Origin of the sequence: Curtobacterium flaccumfaciens UCD-AKU, assembly GCF_000349565.1 — a bacterium.
In the GTDB taxonomy this organism is placed as follows: domain Bacteria; phylum Actinomycetota; class Actinomycetes; order Actinomycetales; family Microbacteriaceae; genus Curtobacterium; species Curtobacterium poinsettiae.
Window position 1 is genome coordinate 177719 of record NZ_KB714609.1, and the last position, 15553, is coordinate 193271.

At 71.8% G+C, this 15553-nt stretch carries 10 protein-coding genes; 3 read left to right on the plus strand and 7 right to left on the minus strand.

From position 1 onward, the window contains the following. Positions 1–37: 37 nt before the first annotated feature. The 6 genes from H489_RS24415 to H489_RS0118510 form a co-directional block, all read right to left on the minus strand. Positions 38–2707, minus strand: a complete 2670-nt coding sequence (locus H489_RS24415) for a hypothetical protein (RefSeq protein WP_020381105.1) — start codon at positions 2705–2707, stop codon at positions 38–40. Next, positions 2704–4506 carry a S8 family serine peptidase gene (locus tag H489_RS24420; RefSeq protein ID WP_017886317.1) on the minus strand — a complete coding sequence of 601 codons (1803 nt, stop codon included), beginning with the start codon at positions 4504–4506 and terminating at the stop codon, positions 2704–2706. The genes H489_RS24415 and H489_RS24420 overlap by 4 nt, the downstream gene beginning before the upstream one ends. 158 nt (positions 4507–4664) lie before the next feature. Beyond that, on the minus strand, positions 4665–5222 hold the full coding sequence (locus H489_RS24425) for a hypothetical protein (protein ID WP_031259331.1): 558 nt from the start codon (positions 5220–5222) through the stop codon (positions 4665–4667). A 2-nt stretch (positions 5223–5224) separates the two neighbouring features. After that, on the minus strand, positions 5225–6559 hold the full coding sequence (locus H489_RS24430; protein ID WP_017886319.1) for an adenylosuccinate synthase: 1335 nt from the start codon (positions 6557–6559) through the stop codon (positions 5225–5227). 230 nt (positions 6560–6789) lie between these two features. Further along, a complete protein-coding gene (locus H489_RS38080) occupies positions 6790–6954 on the minus strand; it encodes a hypothetical protein (RefSeq protein ID WP_159557278.1) in 165 nt (54 codons plus the stop codon). Positions 6955–7108: 154 nt separating this feature from the next. Beyond that, a complete protein-coding gene (locus H489_RS0118510) occupies positions 7109–10756 on the minus strand; it encodes a S8 family peptidase (RefSeq protein WP_017886321.1) in 3648 nt (1215 codons plus the stop codon). Between the two features lie 151 nt (positions 10757–10907). Between H489_RS0118510 and H489_RS24435 the strand changes: the two genes are divergently transcribed. From H489_RS24435 to H489_RS24440, 3 genes are read left to right on the plus strand one after another with little or no spacing between them, the layout of a single operon-like run. Beyond that, positions 10908–11567 carry a TetR family transcriptional regulator gene (locus H489_RS24435; protein WP_031259333.1) on the plus strand — a complete coding sequence of 220 codons (660 nt, stop codon included), beginning with the start codon at positions 10908–10910 and terminating at the stop codon, positions 11565–11567. Further along, positions 11564–12334 carry a hypothetical protein gene (locus tag H489_RS0118515; protein WP_017886323.1) on the plus strand — a complete coding sequence of 257 codons (771 nt, stop codon included), beginning with the start codon at positions 11564–11566 and terminating at the stop codon, positions 12332–12334. The genes H489_RS24435 and H489_RS0118515 overlap by 4 nt, the downstream gene beginning before the upstream one ends. Next, positions 12331–14412: a YhgE/Pip domain-containing protein gene (locus H489_RS24440; RefSeq protein WP_017886324.1), complete on the plus strand. Its 2082-nt coding sequence runs from the start codon at positions 12331–12333 to the stop codon at positions 14410–14412. Before H489_RS0118515 ends, H489_RS24440 begins: the two co-directional genes overlap by 4 nt. Before the next feature lie 95 nt (positions 14413–14507). Here the strand turns inward: H489_RS24440 and H489_RS24445 are convergent, their stop codons facing one another. Beyond that, on the minus strand, positions 14508–15146 hold the full coding sequence (locus tag H489_RS24445) for an endonuclease domain-containing protein (RefSeq protein ID WP_017886325.1): 639 nt from the start codon (positions 15144–15146) through the stop codon (positions 14508–14510). Positions 15147–15553: the final 407 nt, after the last annotated feature.

Below are 15553 nucleotides of genomic sequence, written 5' to 3' on the forward strand. Positions count from 1 at the left end.
ACCGGGCCTGACGTCCCGCGATCCCGCGGGCCTGCGGTCAGCGCACGCGCCGTCGACGCCGCAGCGCCACCATCGCGGTACCCGCACCGAACAGGAGCACCGCCGCGATGAGGCCCGGCAGGAGCGAGGCACCGGTGAACGCGAGGTCTCCGCTGCCCGTCCCGATGCCGTTCGTACCGCTCGTACCGGCCGGGCTCGTGCCGTCCGGCGTCAGGGCACCGGGAGCCGCTTCGTTGCCCGGGCCTCCGGCTGCGCTGCCGCCGCCCTGCCCGCCATTCCCGCCGTTCGCGGGCGGATCGACCTTTGCCGTGGTGACCACCGCTGCCGACACGTCGGCTGCCAACCCGGCGGGGTCGCTCAGGTGCAGCGCGGTGACGGTCCGGTCCCGCCCGCGGGTCCGCTGCTCGTTGAGCACGACCTTCCCCAGCCCGCCGGGCAGGGCGATCCGGGTGTTCGCCCGGATCGTGCCCGCCGGGATGGTGGTGCCCGCGATCTGCCCACCCGCGGTCGTCACGGTGGCACCGCCGTGGGTCACCCGGACACGGACGTCACGGAGCTCGCCGGCGATGCTCGTGCCCGGGTAGAGGACGACCCGTTCGAGTCGGACCTCGCCGCGGTCACTCGCCGACCGCACCGTGACCCCGTCGACACGCAGCTGTCCGGTGGCGCCGTCCCCGGCCTCGTCCGCCCGCTCGGTCACGGTGGTGCCGTCGGCGGCGGGCGCAGCGACGGGTTGCGCCGGGACGTCGCTCGGTCCGGATGCCCGGAGCGCGAAGGCGTGCCAGCGTGCGATGGCCGGGTCGTGCGGCTCCGGTGTCGGCGTGGTGCCGCCCCCTCCCGGGGTCGGGTCCGGGGCGGGCTGCGCCGCCGCCAACGTCACCTGGCCGAGCAGCACGTCGGGGTGCGTCCCGGTCAGGTCCTCGTAGCGGAGCGCCGTGAGCGTGACGGTCCCGTCCGGGTTCTCGGTCCGTTCGCCGATGTGGACGCGGACCCGTTCGGTCCCGTCCGGGGCGAGCCCCGTGTACAGGTCGGTGGCGGTGTTGATCCACACCCCGTTGACGAACACGGCGTTCGACTCGTCGTCGAAGGAGACCGTCATCGTGCCGGCCGCCGTCACCTCGGCGTGCAACCCGTTCACGCGGAGTGCCGGCCAGCGGTAGGCGGCGACGGGGTCGGTGGCCTCGTCCGGGATCTGCTCGAAGTGCCCGACCGAAATGGTCGCGGTGTCGCCGTCGTCCCCGATCGCCGCCGTGACGTCGGTTGCCCGGGCGGGGTAGCCGGCGGTCGCGTCGATGCGGGCGGCGGAACGGTGTTCCCCGGCACTGGTGATCCGCGGCTGCGGGGCGACCAGCGCCGTACCGTCCGTCCCCCGGACGCCCACCCCGAAGGCGGCGGTGACCCGAGCGTCCGTCGGGCTGCTCGCCCTCGCCGGGATCGTGACGGCGCCGAGCCGCACGTCGGGGTGCGCCCCCGTCAGGTCGCGGTAGTGCAGCGCGGTCAGGGTCGTGCTGCCGTCCGCGTGCACCGTGCGCTCCCCGAAGGCCACGCTGACCCGCTCCTTGCCGTCAGCGTCGACGCCGGTGTACAGGTCGGTGGCGGTGTTGATCCACACCCCGTTGACGAACACCGCGTTCGACTCGTTCGCGAAGTCCACGGTCATCGTCCCCTCCGGCGTGAGGTGGGCGTCGAGGCCGTACACGCGCAGCGCTGGCCAGCGGTACTCCGCGACCGGGTCCGAGGCCCGGTCGGGGATCTGCTCGAACGAGTCGAGGTGCACGTCCGAAGTACCGTCCGCCGCAGTCGAGACGGTGACCCCACGTGCGGTCGACGGGGAACCGTCGGCAGCGTCGACCCGGTCGGCGGTGCGCTTCGCGACGCCGGTCACCGTGGGCTGCCCGTCGATGAGCACGGTTCCGTCCGGGGCAGTCACCTGCACACCGCTGACGCTCCGGGTGGCCAGGGCGTCGCCGTGGGCCGGGGTCGGCTGCGGCGCGGGATCAGGCGTCGGAGCCGGGGTCGGGGTGGGCGTCGGCGTCGGGGTGGGTGCCGGCCAGCGGTCACCCGCCGCGCAGGAGACCGATCCGGCACGGACGCGCCAGATCTCGGAGGCACCGGCTTCGGCGTCGATGCGGAGCGCGACCGTCGTCGTGGTGCCGTCGGCGGCCGTCGTGGTGCTACCGACGACGACCTTGGTGGCGCCGTAACGGGACTCCGGCAGGTCGCGGCTCCACCCGGGCGTCGCGGTGGCCTCGGTGGTGACGTCGTCGCCGTCGATGGTCAGGCGGTCGAACGACACCGCGGGGGTGCCGCCGGGAGTGCACGCGGCGCGGAGTCCGGTGAACACGACGGGGGGACGATCGCGCAGGGTGAACTCCCCGCTCGCGATCGTCGAGGTCGCCCCGTCCGGGCCGGCCTCCGAGCGCAGACCGCTCGTGCGGGTGGTGTTGAGCTTCAGGACGTCCTGCGTCGTGTCGACCCGGGCCACCGTCGGGTCGCCCGAGTCCCAGCGCACGGCCGGGGTCGGTGCGGTGAGCGTGCCACCGTCGATGTCGGTCAGTTCGACGCCCGACGCGGCGGCGAGGGTGGCGCCGTCGGCCGCGGTGTCCGCGCTGGCCGGCAGCGCGAGCATGGGCGCCACGAGGCCGATGCCGAGCAGTGCCGAGGCCGCGAGCGCGATGACGGAACTGGTGCGTGGACGATCGGTCATCGGCGGGCCTCCTCGGCGAACGCGGTGAAGAAGGCGCGGCCGGCGGGGACGCCGACCCCGGTCACGTCGTCCCAGCCGGGTGCGGACCGGAGTCCCTGCCGACCGGTGTCCCAGAGGAACAGGGTCTCGGGCCACAGCGCTCCGGCATCGGGCCCGCGCGGCGACCAGGTGGCAGCGGAAGCGGGGCGGACGTCGCGGACGGCGTCGGTCCCGAGCATCTCGTAGAGCATCGGCGTGACGAGCCCGATCCGGACCCCCGTGGCGGCCTTGGCCATGGCGACCATCGAGGCGACCATCGGGGTCGCCAGACTCGTGCCGCCGTGCGTAACGTAGCCGGTCACGCCCTTGTGTGGCCCGTACACGACGAAGCCGGTGTTGGGGTCGCCGATCGACGCGACGTCGGGGACGAGTCGCCCGGTCCCCGGTTCGTCGAGCAGCTGGCGCTGCCACGTCGGTCGGCCGTAGACGTCGGACTGGCCGCCGCCGGCGCCGTACGCGAAGCCCGGCGGGATGAGGGCACCGTTGCGCGCGAAGCGGGTCTCGGTCTCCCAACCAGCCTCGACCGCGACGGAACCGTCACGGGCGAGCCCGGTGCTGGTCGCTCCGACCGCGGTCACGTACGGGCTGGACGCCGGCGACGACACGTCGGGGCCGGAGTCGTGGTCACCGACGGCGCTGTTGTCGCCGTCGTTGCCAGAGGACGCGAACACCGAGATGCCCCGGGCCCCCGCCTCGACGAGCACCCGGTTCAGCAGCGTCCGGTCGTCCGCGGTGTCCAGGTCCTCGGTGGACCCGAACGACAGGCTGATGACGTCCGCACTGCCGTGTTCGACGACGTCGAGGATCCGCGAGAACAACGAGGTGGTGCTGCAGTCGTCGGCACCCCAGTACTCGATGTCGGCGTCGGGGGCCATCGCGTGCACCGCCTGCACGTCGAGGTGCTGCTCCTCTGTCCAGCTCTGCGGCCCGCCGCAGCGGGAGGTGTCCGGCGACGCCGGAGCGTGGTGCTGGTACTGCCCCGAGCGGAACGGCTGGGCGCCCGCCGCCCGGAAGTAGGTGTCCGTGTTCGCTTCGACGTCGGGGTCGTCGTAGGCGGCGACGATCGCTATGGTCGCGCCGCGTCCGGTGTACCCGGCCGGCACGTCGTGGACCTCGCGCAACTGGGCCGGCTGGTACCCGCACAGCGCGTTCGATCGGTGCGTGACCGGCACCGATGCGGGCCAGTCCGTCGTGAGGCGCTCGCCCCACCATGCGGCGCACTGTCCGTCGTCGGCCAGGACCGGCGGTCGCGGGACGGTCTCACCCGGTGCCGGGGTGGGTGCCGCCGCTGCTGCAGTGGTCGTCTCGGTCGGTCGGACGGCGTCAGAGTCAACGGCTCCGGACACGCCGACGACGGCGGTCAGCCCGCGTGGCACGGCGAGGGCGCGGACCGGTGCCACGGCGCTCTGTCCGGCGACGTCCCACCGCGCGAAGGAGGTGTGGAAGGCGTCCGCGATGCGCGCGGCCGTCCCGCGAACGGGCAGGGATGCGATCGAGCGCTCGACGGGGCCGACGTGGAGCCCGGCACCGCGCAACCAGGTCGCCACGGCCGGGGCGCGGTCGAGGTGCACGGGGTCGAGGAGGACGGTGAGGGACAACTCGTCGGCGGTCACCGGGTCGCCGCGCTCGGCGTGTGCGGTCCAGGCGGGGACGGAGTCCGCGAGCGGTCGGTCGGGCGAGGGCGGTGCGGGGCGCACGAGGAGCGTGCCGGGGATGATCACGGCGAGCGCGAGCGCACCGATGAGGAAGCGTGGACGCATGGGTTCCTGGTCTGCTGAGAGGCGGGGACGCAGCGCTGCGCGCTGCCACAGCGACCTTACATGCAACTGATAATCGTTATCACTCGCAGGACACGAGCAGTCGGGACAAACGGGAGGCCCGGTGTCAACTGACACCGGGCCTCCTGTCCGTCAGGGGGTCAGACCACGGCGCGCAATGCGTCCGCGATGCCCGTCAGGGCCACGTCGACCTCGTCGGCCACGCGCTGATGCGTCGCCGTCGAGCGACGGTAGGGGTCGTCCACGTCGTCGTCGGCCGGGTCGGCGGGCGGCGGGACCGTGCCCCGCAGCCGGGCGACGCGCTCCACGAGTTCCTGCGGGGTCGTCACGTCGGCCAGGTCACCGGGCTCGAGGCCGGCGAGCACCCGCGCGAACTGCTTGATCGTGAAGGTCCGCTTGGAGGCCCGGGGCGCCAGGGAGACGGCGGCTGCACGGTGCGATCGCTCCGCGGTCAGCACCAGGTCAGCGCTCGCGACGATCTCGGCCGTCAGGTACCGCGACCGGTGCGCCGAGGGGGCGCCCCCGAGCCGGACGGACTGCTCGGCCGCGGCGGCGTCCATCGCGGCGCCGTCGTCGGCGATGGTGCCGGCCGACTCGACCACGAACGCGGGGGCGTCCGGGCCGAGTCGTGCCGTCAGGACCTGCGCGCCGAGCGGCGACCGGCAGATGTTGCCGCTGCAGACGAACAGGATCCGCATCGTCACGCTGCGTCGGTGCGCTCGCCGGCGCGCTGGTCGGCACGCTCGTCGTCGCCGAGCAGGTCGTGCCGCACGACGATGGCGTCACGGCCGGGGCCGACACCGATCGCGGAGATCCGTGCGCCGGACATCGCCTCGATCGCCAGGACGTAGTCCTGCGCGTTCTTCGGCAGGTCGTCGAAGGTGCGGGCTCCGGTGATGTCCTCGGTCCAGCCGGGGAACTCCTGGTACACCGGCTTCGCGTGGTGGAAGTCGGACTGGTTGACCGGGACCTCGTCGACGCGGACGCCGTCGACCTCGTACGCGACGCACACCGGGATCGTCTCGAGCCCGGTCAGGACGTCGAGCTTGGTGAGCACGAAGTCGGTCACACCGTTGATGCGTGCCGTGTAGCGGGCGATCGGGGCGTCGTACCAGCCACAGCGGCGCGGGCGGCCGGTGGTGGTGCCGAACTCGAAGCCGTTGGCGCGCAGGAACTCGCCCGACTCGTCGAACAGCTCGGTCGGGAACGGACCGGCGCCGACGCGGGTCGTGTACGCCTTGACGATGCCGATGATCCGCTCGAGCTTGCCCGGGCCGATGCCCGAACCGGTCGCGGCGCCACCGGCGGTCGCGGACGACGAGGTGACGAACGGGTAGGTGCCGTGGTCGACGTCGAGCATGGTGGCCTGGCCGGCTTCGAACAGGACGGTCTCGCCGCGCTCGAGCGCACGGTGGATCTCGAGGGCGGTGTCGGCGACCATCGGGCGCAGGCGCTCGGCGAACGAGAGCAGCGACTCGACGACTTCTTCCGGGTCGATCGCGCGGCGGTTGAAGACCTTGACCAGCAGGTGGTTCTTCTGGTCGAGCGCGGCCTCGACCTTCTGGCGCAGGATGTTCTCGTCGAAGATGTCCTGGATCCGGATCCCGACGCGGTTGATCTTGTCGGCGTAGGTCGGGCCGATACCGCGACCGGTGGTGCCGATCTGGCGCTTGCCCAGGAACCGCTCGGTCACCTTGTCGACGGTGCGGTGGTAGTGCGTGATGACGTGGGCGTTGGCCGACACGAGGAGCTTCGAGACGTCGACGCCGCGGGCACGCAGGGCGTCGAGTTCCTGGAACAGCACCTCGAGGTCGACGACGACGCCGTTGCCGATGATCGGGGTCACGCCGGGCGTCAGGATGCCGGAGGGCAGCAGGTGCAGGGCGTACTTCTCGCCGCCGACGACGACGGTGTGGCCGGCGTTGTTGCCGCCGTTGAACTTCACGACGTAGTCGATGCGGGAGCCGAGGAGGTCGGTGGCCTTCCCCTTGCCCTCGTCGCCCCACTGGGCGCCGATGATGACTGCTGCGGGCATCTGGTTCTCCTCACGTTGGCGGAGGACCGCACACGGCCGTCCGGGCCGGTGGTCCACCCGAGTCTATCGGCTGGTCACCTGCGCGCCACCCGGCGTGACGCCCCTGTGGACGGCGCGCTGCGCGAGGCTCCGGACGCGACCAGACGGACGGACGGGAGGCGCGGNNCCAGCTGGCACCGCGCCTCCCCTCCGTCGTCCGGTGCGTCCCGGACCGTCCGACGGTGTCCGGATCAGCTCCGGAAGAAGTCCTGGTACGACGGGTCCCCGACGAGCTGGGAGTGCCCCGGCTCGGCCAGACGCTGCTCGATCATGGCCTGGATGACGTCCGGCGGAGTGAGTCCACGACGGCGCCACTCGACCGGGTTGGACCGGAGCTGGTTCAGCGTGCTCTGCATGGGAGCCACACTGGCACCGGTTCACTAGTTTGTCTAACTACCTGTCCCGAACACGCGTTCCGGGCGACGAAGGAGCAGGAGATGCCCGGTCCCCACGAGGGACCCGACATCTCCTGCTCACCGTGTGGCGCGCGAACCGCGCCCCGGCTCCGTCCTAGCGGCGCGTGACCTTCGCGGTCGCGCCGGACTTCGCCGTACCGTCCTCGTACCCGGAGGCATGGGCGGTCACCCGCACGCTGATGCGGTGCCCGAGGTCGGACGAGCCGAGCGTGACCTTCGACCCCGTGGCCGACTTCACGACCTTGCCGTCACGCAGCCACTGGTACTTGTACGTCGCCTTCGTCGTGCTCCAGGTGCCGTGCTTCGCGGTGAGGGTCGAGCCGACCTTCGCCGTCCCGCTCACCGTGACCTTGCTCCCCTTCGCCAGCGCGAGCTTCGGCGGGACCACGTTGATGGTCGACGTGTCGGCCTGCTTGCCCGCCGCGTTGTCGAGGTGGAGCAGCAGCACCGTCGCCTTGGTGACACCCGAGGCGCGGGTGACCGTCAGCGAGTCGGCGTCGGCGAACAGCACGCCGGTGGCGCCGTCCTGCGAGAACGACAGCTTCGGCTTGGTCGGGTCGAACGTGACCGGCTTGGTCTCGTCCACCACCGACGAACCACTGGTGGCGGCACCCGGGGCGTAGGCCGACTCGGTCAGCACGGTGTAGTCGAACTTCGTCGACGCGCCGATCGCCGAGGCACCGACGGTCAGCACCTTGACGGAGCTGTCGAAGGTGTTGACGTCCTGGCCGGCCGCTCCGCCGTTGAGCGGCTGTGCGTCGACCGTCTTGCCCGTTGCCAGGTTCATCGTCGTCGCGAGCGTGGCGTCGATGGTGGCCGACTTCGCGTCGTACACCAGGTAGTCGGGCTCACCGTCACGGTTCGTGTCGATGAGGACCTCGACGTTGGTCACGGCACCGGGGTCGGCATCCGGACCGGCGGTCTGCACACCGAACGCGATGGTGCCCGACGCCTTGTCGTACGACGCACCGTAGGAACGGACGTCGGCCGCCAGCAGCGACTGCTCCGCCGAACCCTCGGGGAACGTCTCGGCCGGGTCGGTGCCACCGAGCACGAACGGGGCGACGGCCGCGTGGTAGCCGGTCGTCAGGCCGCCCTGGTCGAGCGTGCGGCCCTTGAGCGTGAGCTCGGCCGACTTGCCCGGCCCCGTGAAGGGGACCGTGGTCCGCGCACGCACCGCACTGACGGGTTTCGGTGCCACGTAGACACCGAGGCGCATCGGGTTGAGCGTGCTGTCGGTCGGCGCGAAGGCCACGATGCCCGAGGCAGCGGTCACGAACTCGCGCTGGTAACCCTTCTGGACGGCGTCCTGCGTCGGGTCGATGACACGACGGAGCTTCGTCGGGTCGGCGACCGAGAACGTCAGCGTGACCGAAGCGGAGCCGTTGGCGGGCACCGTCACCTGCTTCGAGCTGAGCGCGAAGGTCACACCCGGCTGCGACACCTGCGGCTGGTACGACACGTCGTACGTGTGCGCCGTGCTGTCGGTGTTGTCGACCTGCAGGGTGCGGGTCTCGCTCGTCCCGCTCGCGACCTCGACGACACCGAACGACGCGGTGACGAGCTGGTCGTTCTCGGCGCTGCGGACCGTGGTGCCGGCGGTGACCGCCTGCAGCGCGTCCACGCGACCGGTGCCCTGGCGGAGCAGGGTGGCCGAACGGTTGCCGTCCTTCACGTCGTGCGTCGCCGTGTTCATCAGCGCCGCCTTGACCTGCGGGGCAGACCAGGTCGGGTGCGACTGGAACGTCAGCGCCGCGATGCCCGCGACGTCCGGCGTGGCCATCGAGGTGCCGCTCATCGACATGCGGCCGTCACCGGTGCCGTTCGCCGCCGAGATCACGTTGACCCCGGGGCCGGCGATGTCCGGCTTGACGATGTCGTCGAACGACCCGTGCACACCACGGCTGGTGAACGACGCGAGCGTGTTCACGGCGTCCGCCTCGATGGCGACCTCGAAGCCCTTCAGCTCGTCCGCGAAGCGCACGTGCAGGGTCCCCGCCTTCGCGGTGGCCTGGAGGCTCGCCACGCTCTTCGCGGTCAGCTCGGCACCCGGGATGGTCGCGTTGCCACCGATGCCGGATTCGAACGTGTCGAGCGTGCCCGCCAGCAGGACACCGACACCGCCGGCGGCCTCGACGTTGTCGAAGCGCACGGCGGAACCGCACTCGAGCGCGGCGTCCGTCCACTTCAGCCAGACGACCTTGCCCTTGATCTTCGCGGCGTCGGCGGCGCTGAACGCGGCACAGCCGTCGATGTTCGCGGTCGGGACGACGACGTCGCCCTCGACCGGCAGGGTGCCCTTGAAGTTGGACGAGTACTGCGACCGGTAGGTCTTCGCGACGTCGGCCGGTGCGGTGACCTGCACGCCGTCGTAGAGCGACTGGCCGGTGGCGCTCGCGGCGACGGTGAGCGCACCCTCGGCGTTGCCCGGCGAACCACCGATGTCGGTGAAGTCGTCGGCGTTGCCCGAGGCGATCACGGGGAGCACGCCCCGCGCGGTCAGTGCGTCGATCTTGGCGTTGTCGGGGTCGTCCGGTGCACCGTAGTCGGAGCCGAGCGACAGGTTCAGGACGTTGATGTCCTTGCCCTCGGTGAGCGCCTTGCCCACCCAGTCGAGCGCGGCACCGGTGACGTCGGTCGAACCGCCGTTGTCACCGAAGACCTTCAGGGCGTACAGGCCGGCCTCGGGCGCGGTGCCCGGACCGATCCACATGTCCTGCACCTGCTGCGTGGTGAGCTTGGTGTAGTCGCCGTCGAACTGCTGCTTGTCGGCGGTCAGACCGTAGCCCGCGATCGAGCCGGACACGTGCGTGCCGTGGTCGCCGCCCTTGCCGTCGATCGGGTTGTCGTCGGGAGCCGGCACCGGGTCGTAGGTGTTCGGGTCCTCGGGGTTGGCGTTGTACGTCGCACCGGCGAAGTCGTACCCGCCCAGGAACTTCGACGCGTCGTACAGGCTCGGGTCCGGGGCGCCGCTGCTCGCGTTCGCCAGGGCCTGCTGGTACGCCTCGGTGGTGCCGGGGCCGCCGAAGTCGGCCTGCGTGTAGTCGAGACCGGTGTCGAGGACGGCGACGTTGACGCCCTTGCCGGTGTGGCCGGTCTGCTGCCAGGCGTTGAGCGAGCGCGTGTAGACGTCGCTCGCGGCGTTCTTCGGCGAGACGCCGTCGGCACCGGGGCGCACCAGGCTCGGGTCGACGCCCGAGGGAGCGGCGTCGGCGTTCTCGTTGACCGTCGGCTCGACGATCTTCTTCGGCGTGAGCGGGATGATGCTCTCGACGTCGGAGCGCTCGGCGATCTTCCGGAACGCGTCGACGTCGGCGACGACCGCGACGCCGGGCACGGTGTACTCGGTCGAGTAGAGCTCGGTCGCGTCGGCATCGGCGCGCTTGACGGCCGACCGCACCGCGGCGACGGTGGACTGGATCGCCTCGACGCGGTCCGCGGCGGCGGAGGACTGCCTGCGCGACTGGGTCAGGTCGCCGCCCTTGGCCTTGGCGTCCACCTCGAGGGCGCCCTGGCCGGTCGTGCGCACGAACGCCGCGACGGTCTTCGTCGGCTTGGCGTCGCGGAGCGGCGCGGAGAGCTTGAGGTCGGCCACCGGGATCCCGGCCGGAGCAGCGGAGGCCGCGCCCCCGACTGCGAGACCGCCGCATGCGAGGGCCGCGACGGCGATGCCGGCGGTCAGGACGCGGGTGAAGCGATGGGGGGTGGGTTTCGGGTCGGTGTTCGGTGTTGCACGGTTCAAAGAGGGCACTCCAGGCTCAGTCCGTGGTTCGCATGAGATTCCTGTGAAGCTATGCGTTCGTTCTCAGGGAAGACAGTCCGCACTTTGGGGGACACCCCTCGTCCAGGGGACGGAACCTGTTAAGTTGCACACACGTGTGCACGTTATTACGATGGGGTGCGTGACCACCACCGAGCACCCCTCCCGCGCGCCCCGCCGCGACGCCACGGAGAACCGGGCAGCACTCCTCGACGCGGCGCGGACCTGCCTGCAGCAGGACCCGGACGCCTCCATCGAGACGATCGCCGCCGCGGCCGGCCTCTCGCGTCGCGCGGTGTACGGGCACTTCCCCTCGCGCGACGACCTGGTGCGCGAGGTCGTGACCGCCGGCGCCGCCCGGATCGCCGCCGCCATGCCCACCGCCTCGGACCTGCAGGGGCTCCCGCCGGCCGCACGCCTGGCAGCCATCGCGGTGACGCTCTGGACCGAGGTCTCGCACGTCCGCTCGATGGCCCGGATCGCCGTGCGCAGCCCCTTCGCCGAACCCGTCGCCGAGGTCTTCGCCCCGTTGCGCTCACAGGTGCGTCAGGCGTGCGCGCTCGGCATCGCCGACGGCGCGATGCGGGACGACGTCGACCCCGAGACCCTCGGCCGCCTGGTCGAGGGCGCGTGCATCGCCGTCCTCGACGAAGCCACCCGCTCCGGCACGAGCGACGAGGACGGACGGCGGATGGTGGTGGTGTCGGCGCTGGGCACGGCCGGCATCGACTGGCGCACCGCACTGCTCTCCGAACCCGCAGCTCCCGCTCCCGCCCCGAAGGACCACGTATGACCCTCGAACTCGACCACGTCGGCATCGGCGAGGAGCCCGGCGCACCCCTGCCCGTCGTCTCCGCCGTCGCCGCGCCCGGACGCCCGGGGGTCCTCGCCGTCGAGACCGAGCAGGCACCCGTGCTCGCGTCCCTCGTCGCCGGTGGCCGCATGCAGCCCGACACCGGCCGCCTGCTGCTCGACGGGCACGAGGACCCGGCAGCCGTCCGCCGCGCGTTCGCGCTGGTCGACACCCCCGGGATCGCCGAACCCTTCCCCGTCCTGACCCTCAAGCAGATCGTGCGCGAGGAACTCGCGTTCGCCGGGCAGCGCCCGAACCGCGAGCACGTCGACACGGTGCTCGACGAGCTCGGACTGCGGGACTACGTCGACACCGCCGTGCAGCGGGTCCCGACGGCCGTGCGCATCCGGCTGCTCGTCGAGCTCGCGCTGCTCCGCGACGGTGTCACCGGCATCGTGATCACCTCGCCCGAGCGGCACGGCGGCGCCGTCGAGGACTGGTTCCAGGTGGTCCGCGACGTCGCCCGACGGGGCGTGACCGTGGTGCTGGTGACCTCGAAGGCCGCCGCCGCGACCGTCGAGCACCTGCTCGACACGATCGAGACGCACGACGACGTCGCGGCGCCCGGCGTCGCAGAGACGCTCGAACAGCCCCAGACCGAGGACCCCGAGGACGTGGCCCGAACCGACGGAACCGAGCCGGGCCTCCTGGCCGCTCCTTCCGTCACCACAGCATCCGCAACCGTCCCGACGGAGGCACAGAAGTGACCACCACCTCGCTCGTCCGCGCAGAACTCGCGCGGCTCACCGCGACCCCGCTCGCACGCCTGGCGTTCATCGCGCTGATGATCGTGCCGCTGCTCTACGGCGGCGCCTACCTGTGGGCGAACCGCGACCCGTACGCGAAGCTCGACCAGATCCCCGCCGCGATCGTGGACCTCGACGCCGGCGCCACGCTGGACGGCGACCAGGTCGACTACGGCAAGGACGTCACGAAGGAGGCCATCGACGGCGCTGACTTCAAGTGGACGAAGACGAGCGCCGCCGACGCCCGCTCCGGTGTCCGGAACGGCACCTACGACTTCGTCGTCACCATCCCGCACGACTTCTCCGAGCACCTGGTGTCCGCGCAGTCCGACGACCCGACGCAGGCGAAGCTCGTCATGACGACGGCCGACACGAACTCGTACCTGGCCTCGACCATCGCCGAGCAGGCGGGCAAGACCATGCGCACCGCCGTCGCCGAGCGCGTCGGCAAGCAGGCCGCGAAGACCCTGCTCGTCGGGCTCGCCGACGTCCGCGACAGCCTCGGCGACGCCGTCGACGGTGCCGATGAGCTCGCTTCCGGGGCCAAGAAGGCGGACCGGGGTGCCCACACGCTCGCGGACGGCACCGGCAAGCTGTCGTCCGGTGCGGCGGAGCTCGCCTCCGGCACGGCGTCGTTGCCGTCCCAGACCCAGCAGCTGGACAGCGGGGCGCAGCAGGTGGCGTCGGGGGCGTCGACCCTGGCGTCCGGGCTGGCCAGCGCGCAGCAGCAGACGGCGGCGCTGCCGTCGCAGACGCAGCAGTTGGACAGTGGGGCGCAGCGGGTCGCGGCCGGCAACAAGAAGCTCGCCGACACGGTCGACTCCTACAGCCCCGACGTCGAGTCGCTCCAGCCGCTGGACGCCAAGACGGTGATCGCAGGCATCACCGACAACCTGCCCGAGGGCGTCGAGCTCACGAAGGACCAGCAGACCGCCCTGCAGTCGTCCGTCACCGATGCCGTCACCCGGGTCAACAGCGCCGGCGCTTCGGCGAAGAAGACCTACGAGAGCACGAAGTCCTCGGTGGACAGGCTCCGAGACGGCTCCGCGCAGGTCGCAGCCGGTACGTCGTCGCTCGCCTCCGCGGCGCCGACGCTCGCGTCCGGCATCTCCTCGGCGGCGACGGGGGCGTCCACGCTCGCATCGGGGGCCGCCCAGGTGGCCGACGGCACGTCGAATCTGGCCTCGGCCGCCCCGACGCTGTCGTCCGGTGCATCGCAGCTCGCGACCGGTGCGAAGACCGCCGACCAGGGCGCCTCGTCGCTCGCGTCAGGGTTGGACAAGCTCACGACCGGCTCGTCGAAGCTCGCGTCGTCGCTCGACCAGGGCCGCACGAAGATCCCGGCGTCGAACGCCTCGGAGCGTGCATCGCAGGCCTCGGTCATCTCCGACCCGGTCAAGGTCGGGGACGACAACGTCGCCGCCGCGTCGAACTACGGCGCCGGCCTCGCGCCGTTCTTCATCTCGCTCGCGGCCTGGATCGGCATGTACGCGCTGTTCCTCATCCTCAAGCCGATCTCGAAGCGTGCGATCACGGCGGCGCGGAAGCCCCTCGCGGTGGTGTTCGGCGGCTGGCTGACCCCGGCGCTCCTCGGCCTGGTGCAGATGGTGGCGCTGTTCTTCATCGTGCGCTTCGCCCTCGACCTGAACGTGGTGCACGTCGGCGGCACGATCGGGATCATGGTGCTGGCCTCGGCGACCTTCGCGGCGATCATCATGGCGCTCAACGTGCTGCTCGGATCGGTGGGACAGTTCCTCGGCCTGGTGCTCATGCTCGTGCAGCTCGTCACCGCCGGTGGGACGTTCCCGTGGCAGACGCTGCCTGGGCCGTTGGCGGCGCTGCACTTCGCGCTGCCGATGACGTACTCGGTCGACGCGATCCGGCAGACGATGTACGGCGGGAACCTCGGCGCCGCGTGGTCCGACGCGGGCGTGCTGCTCTGCTGGCTGCTCGGGGCGCTCCTGGTGTCCTTCGTGGTCACGGCGCGGCAGACCCGCTCCCGCACGCTGCGTGACCTGCGCCCGAGCCTGATCGGGTAGCGGGCGCGGGGCGGCGGCGGGGCGCGGGCGGCGGCGCCGCGACATCGAGTGAGCAGAAGACGACGGGTGTGCAATAGCGACCAGTCGTCTTCTGCTCACTCGACGCGACCTCCGCGTGCAAGGAGCGTCTTCAGGTGCGCCACTGCGGCTGAGCGGTGCAGCGTCAGGTCGGACTTGGTCCACCGGACCACCACCCAGCCGAGTCGTTCCATCTCACGGTAGCGGCGGAGGTCACGGCCCCACTGCTCGGCGTCGGTCCGGTGGTGGTCGCCCTCGTACTCGATGACGATGCGGTGCTCCGGGTAGGCCATGTCGACACGGCCGACGAACCGACCGGCTTCGTCGAGCACGTTGACCTGCAGTTCGGGCTCGGGCAGCCCCGCCCGGACGATCGCCAGCCTCGCTCGGGTCTCCTGCGGTGACCCGGCCCCCACCCGCACGAGCTCGAGTGCAACGCGCAGCTTCCGCACGCCACGACGATTCCCCGCCCCGGCGAGCGCGGCGGCGAGGTCCTCCAGCGCGGTCGCGCAGGCCCGCGACGTGACGATGGCGTCACCCAGGACGACGAGCTCATCGAGTCCGAGCAGGTCACCGCACTCCACCCACAGCGTCGCGGGGCTGCTGGACGGAACACCCCAGCGTTGCCGGGTGTTCACCCGGTCAGCCGCCACGCGGTGCCCGACCACACCGACGCGCCGGGGCTGCGCCTGCGGGTGCACGCTGGTGATGTGCACCGGTGTGTCAGGGCCGCAAGGCACCGGCAGACCCCACAACACCGCCGCCGAGGTGTGGCTGACGAACTGTCCGGGCAACAGGACCGGCCGCAGTGCCTGGATGCGGCGGATCGGATCGGGTGGTCGGTCCCGGGGCCATCGGATCGATCGCGTCGGGCACGTCAGGTCCTTCCGCTGGAGTCGTTGTCGGGGAACTGCGGCTCGATCAGCCGCGCCGATGTCGAAGGCCCGACCTCGCAGCGCCGGAGGGAGTGGTCGTGGTCGCATGCCGACACGCTCGCGCCCCGCGCCGACGCCCCGCTCACCGAACCGGAGTTCCGTGCAGAACCGGCACCGCGCCTCCCCTGTGGAGGACTCGCGAACCCAAGGGAGTGAGCAGATGACGACGAGTGGCTGTTCGGGACCCG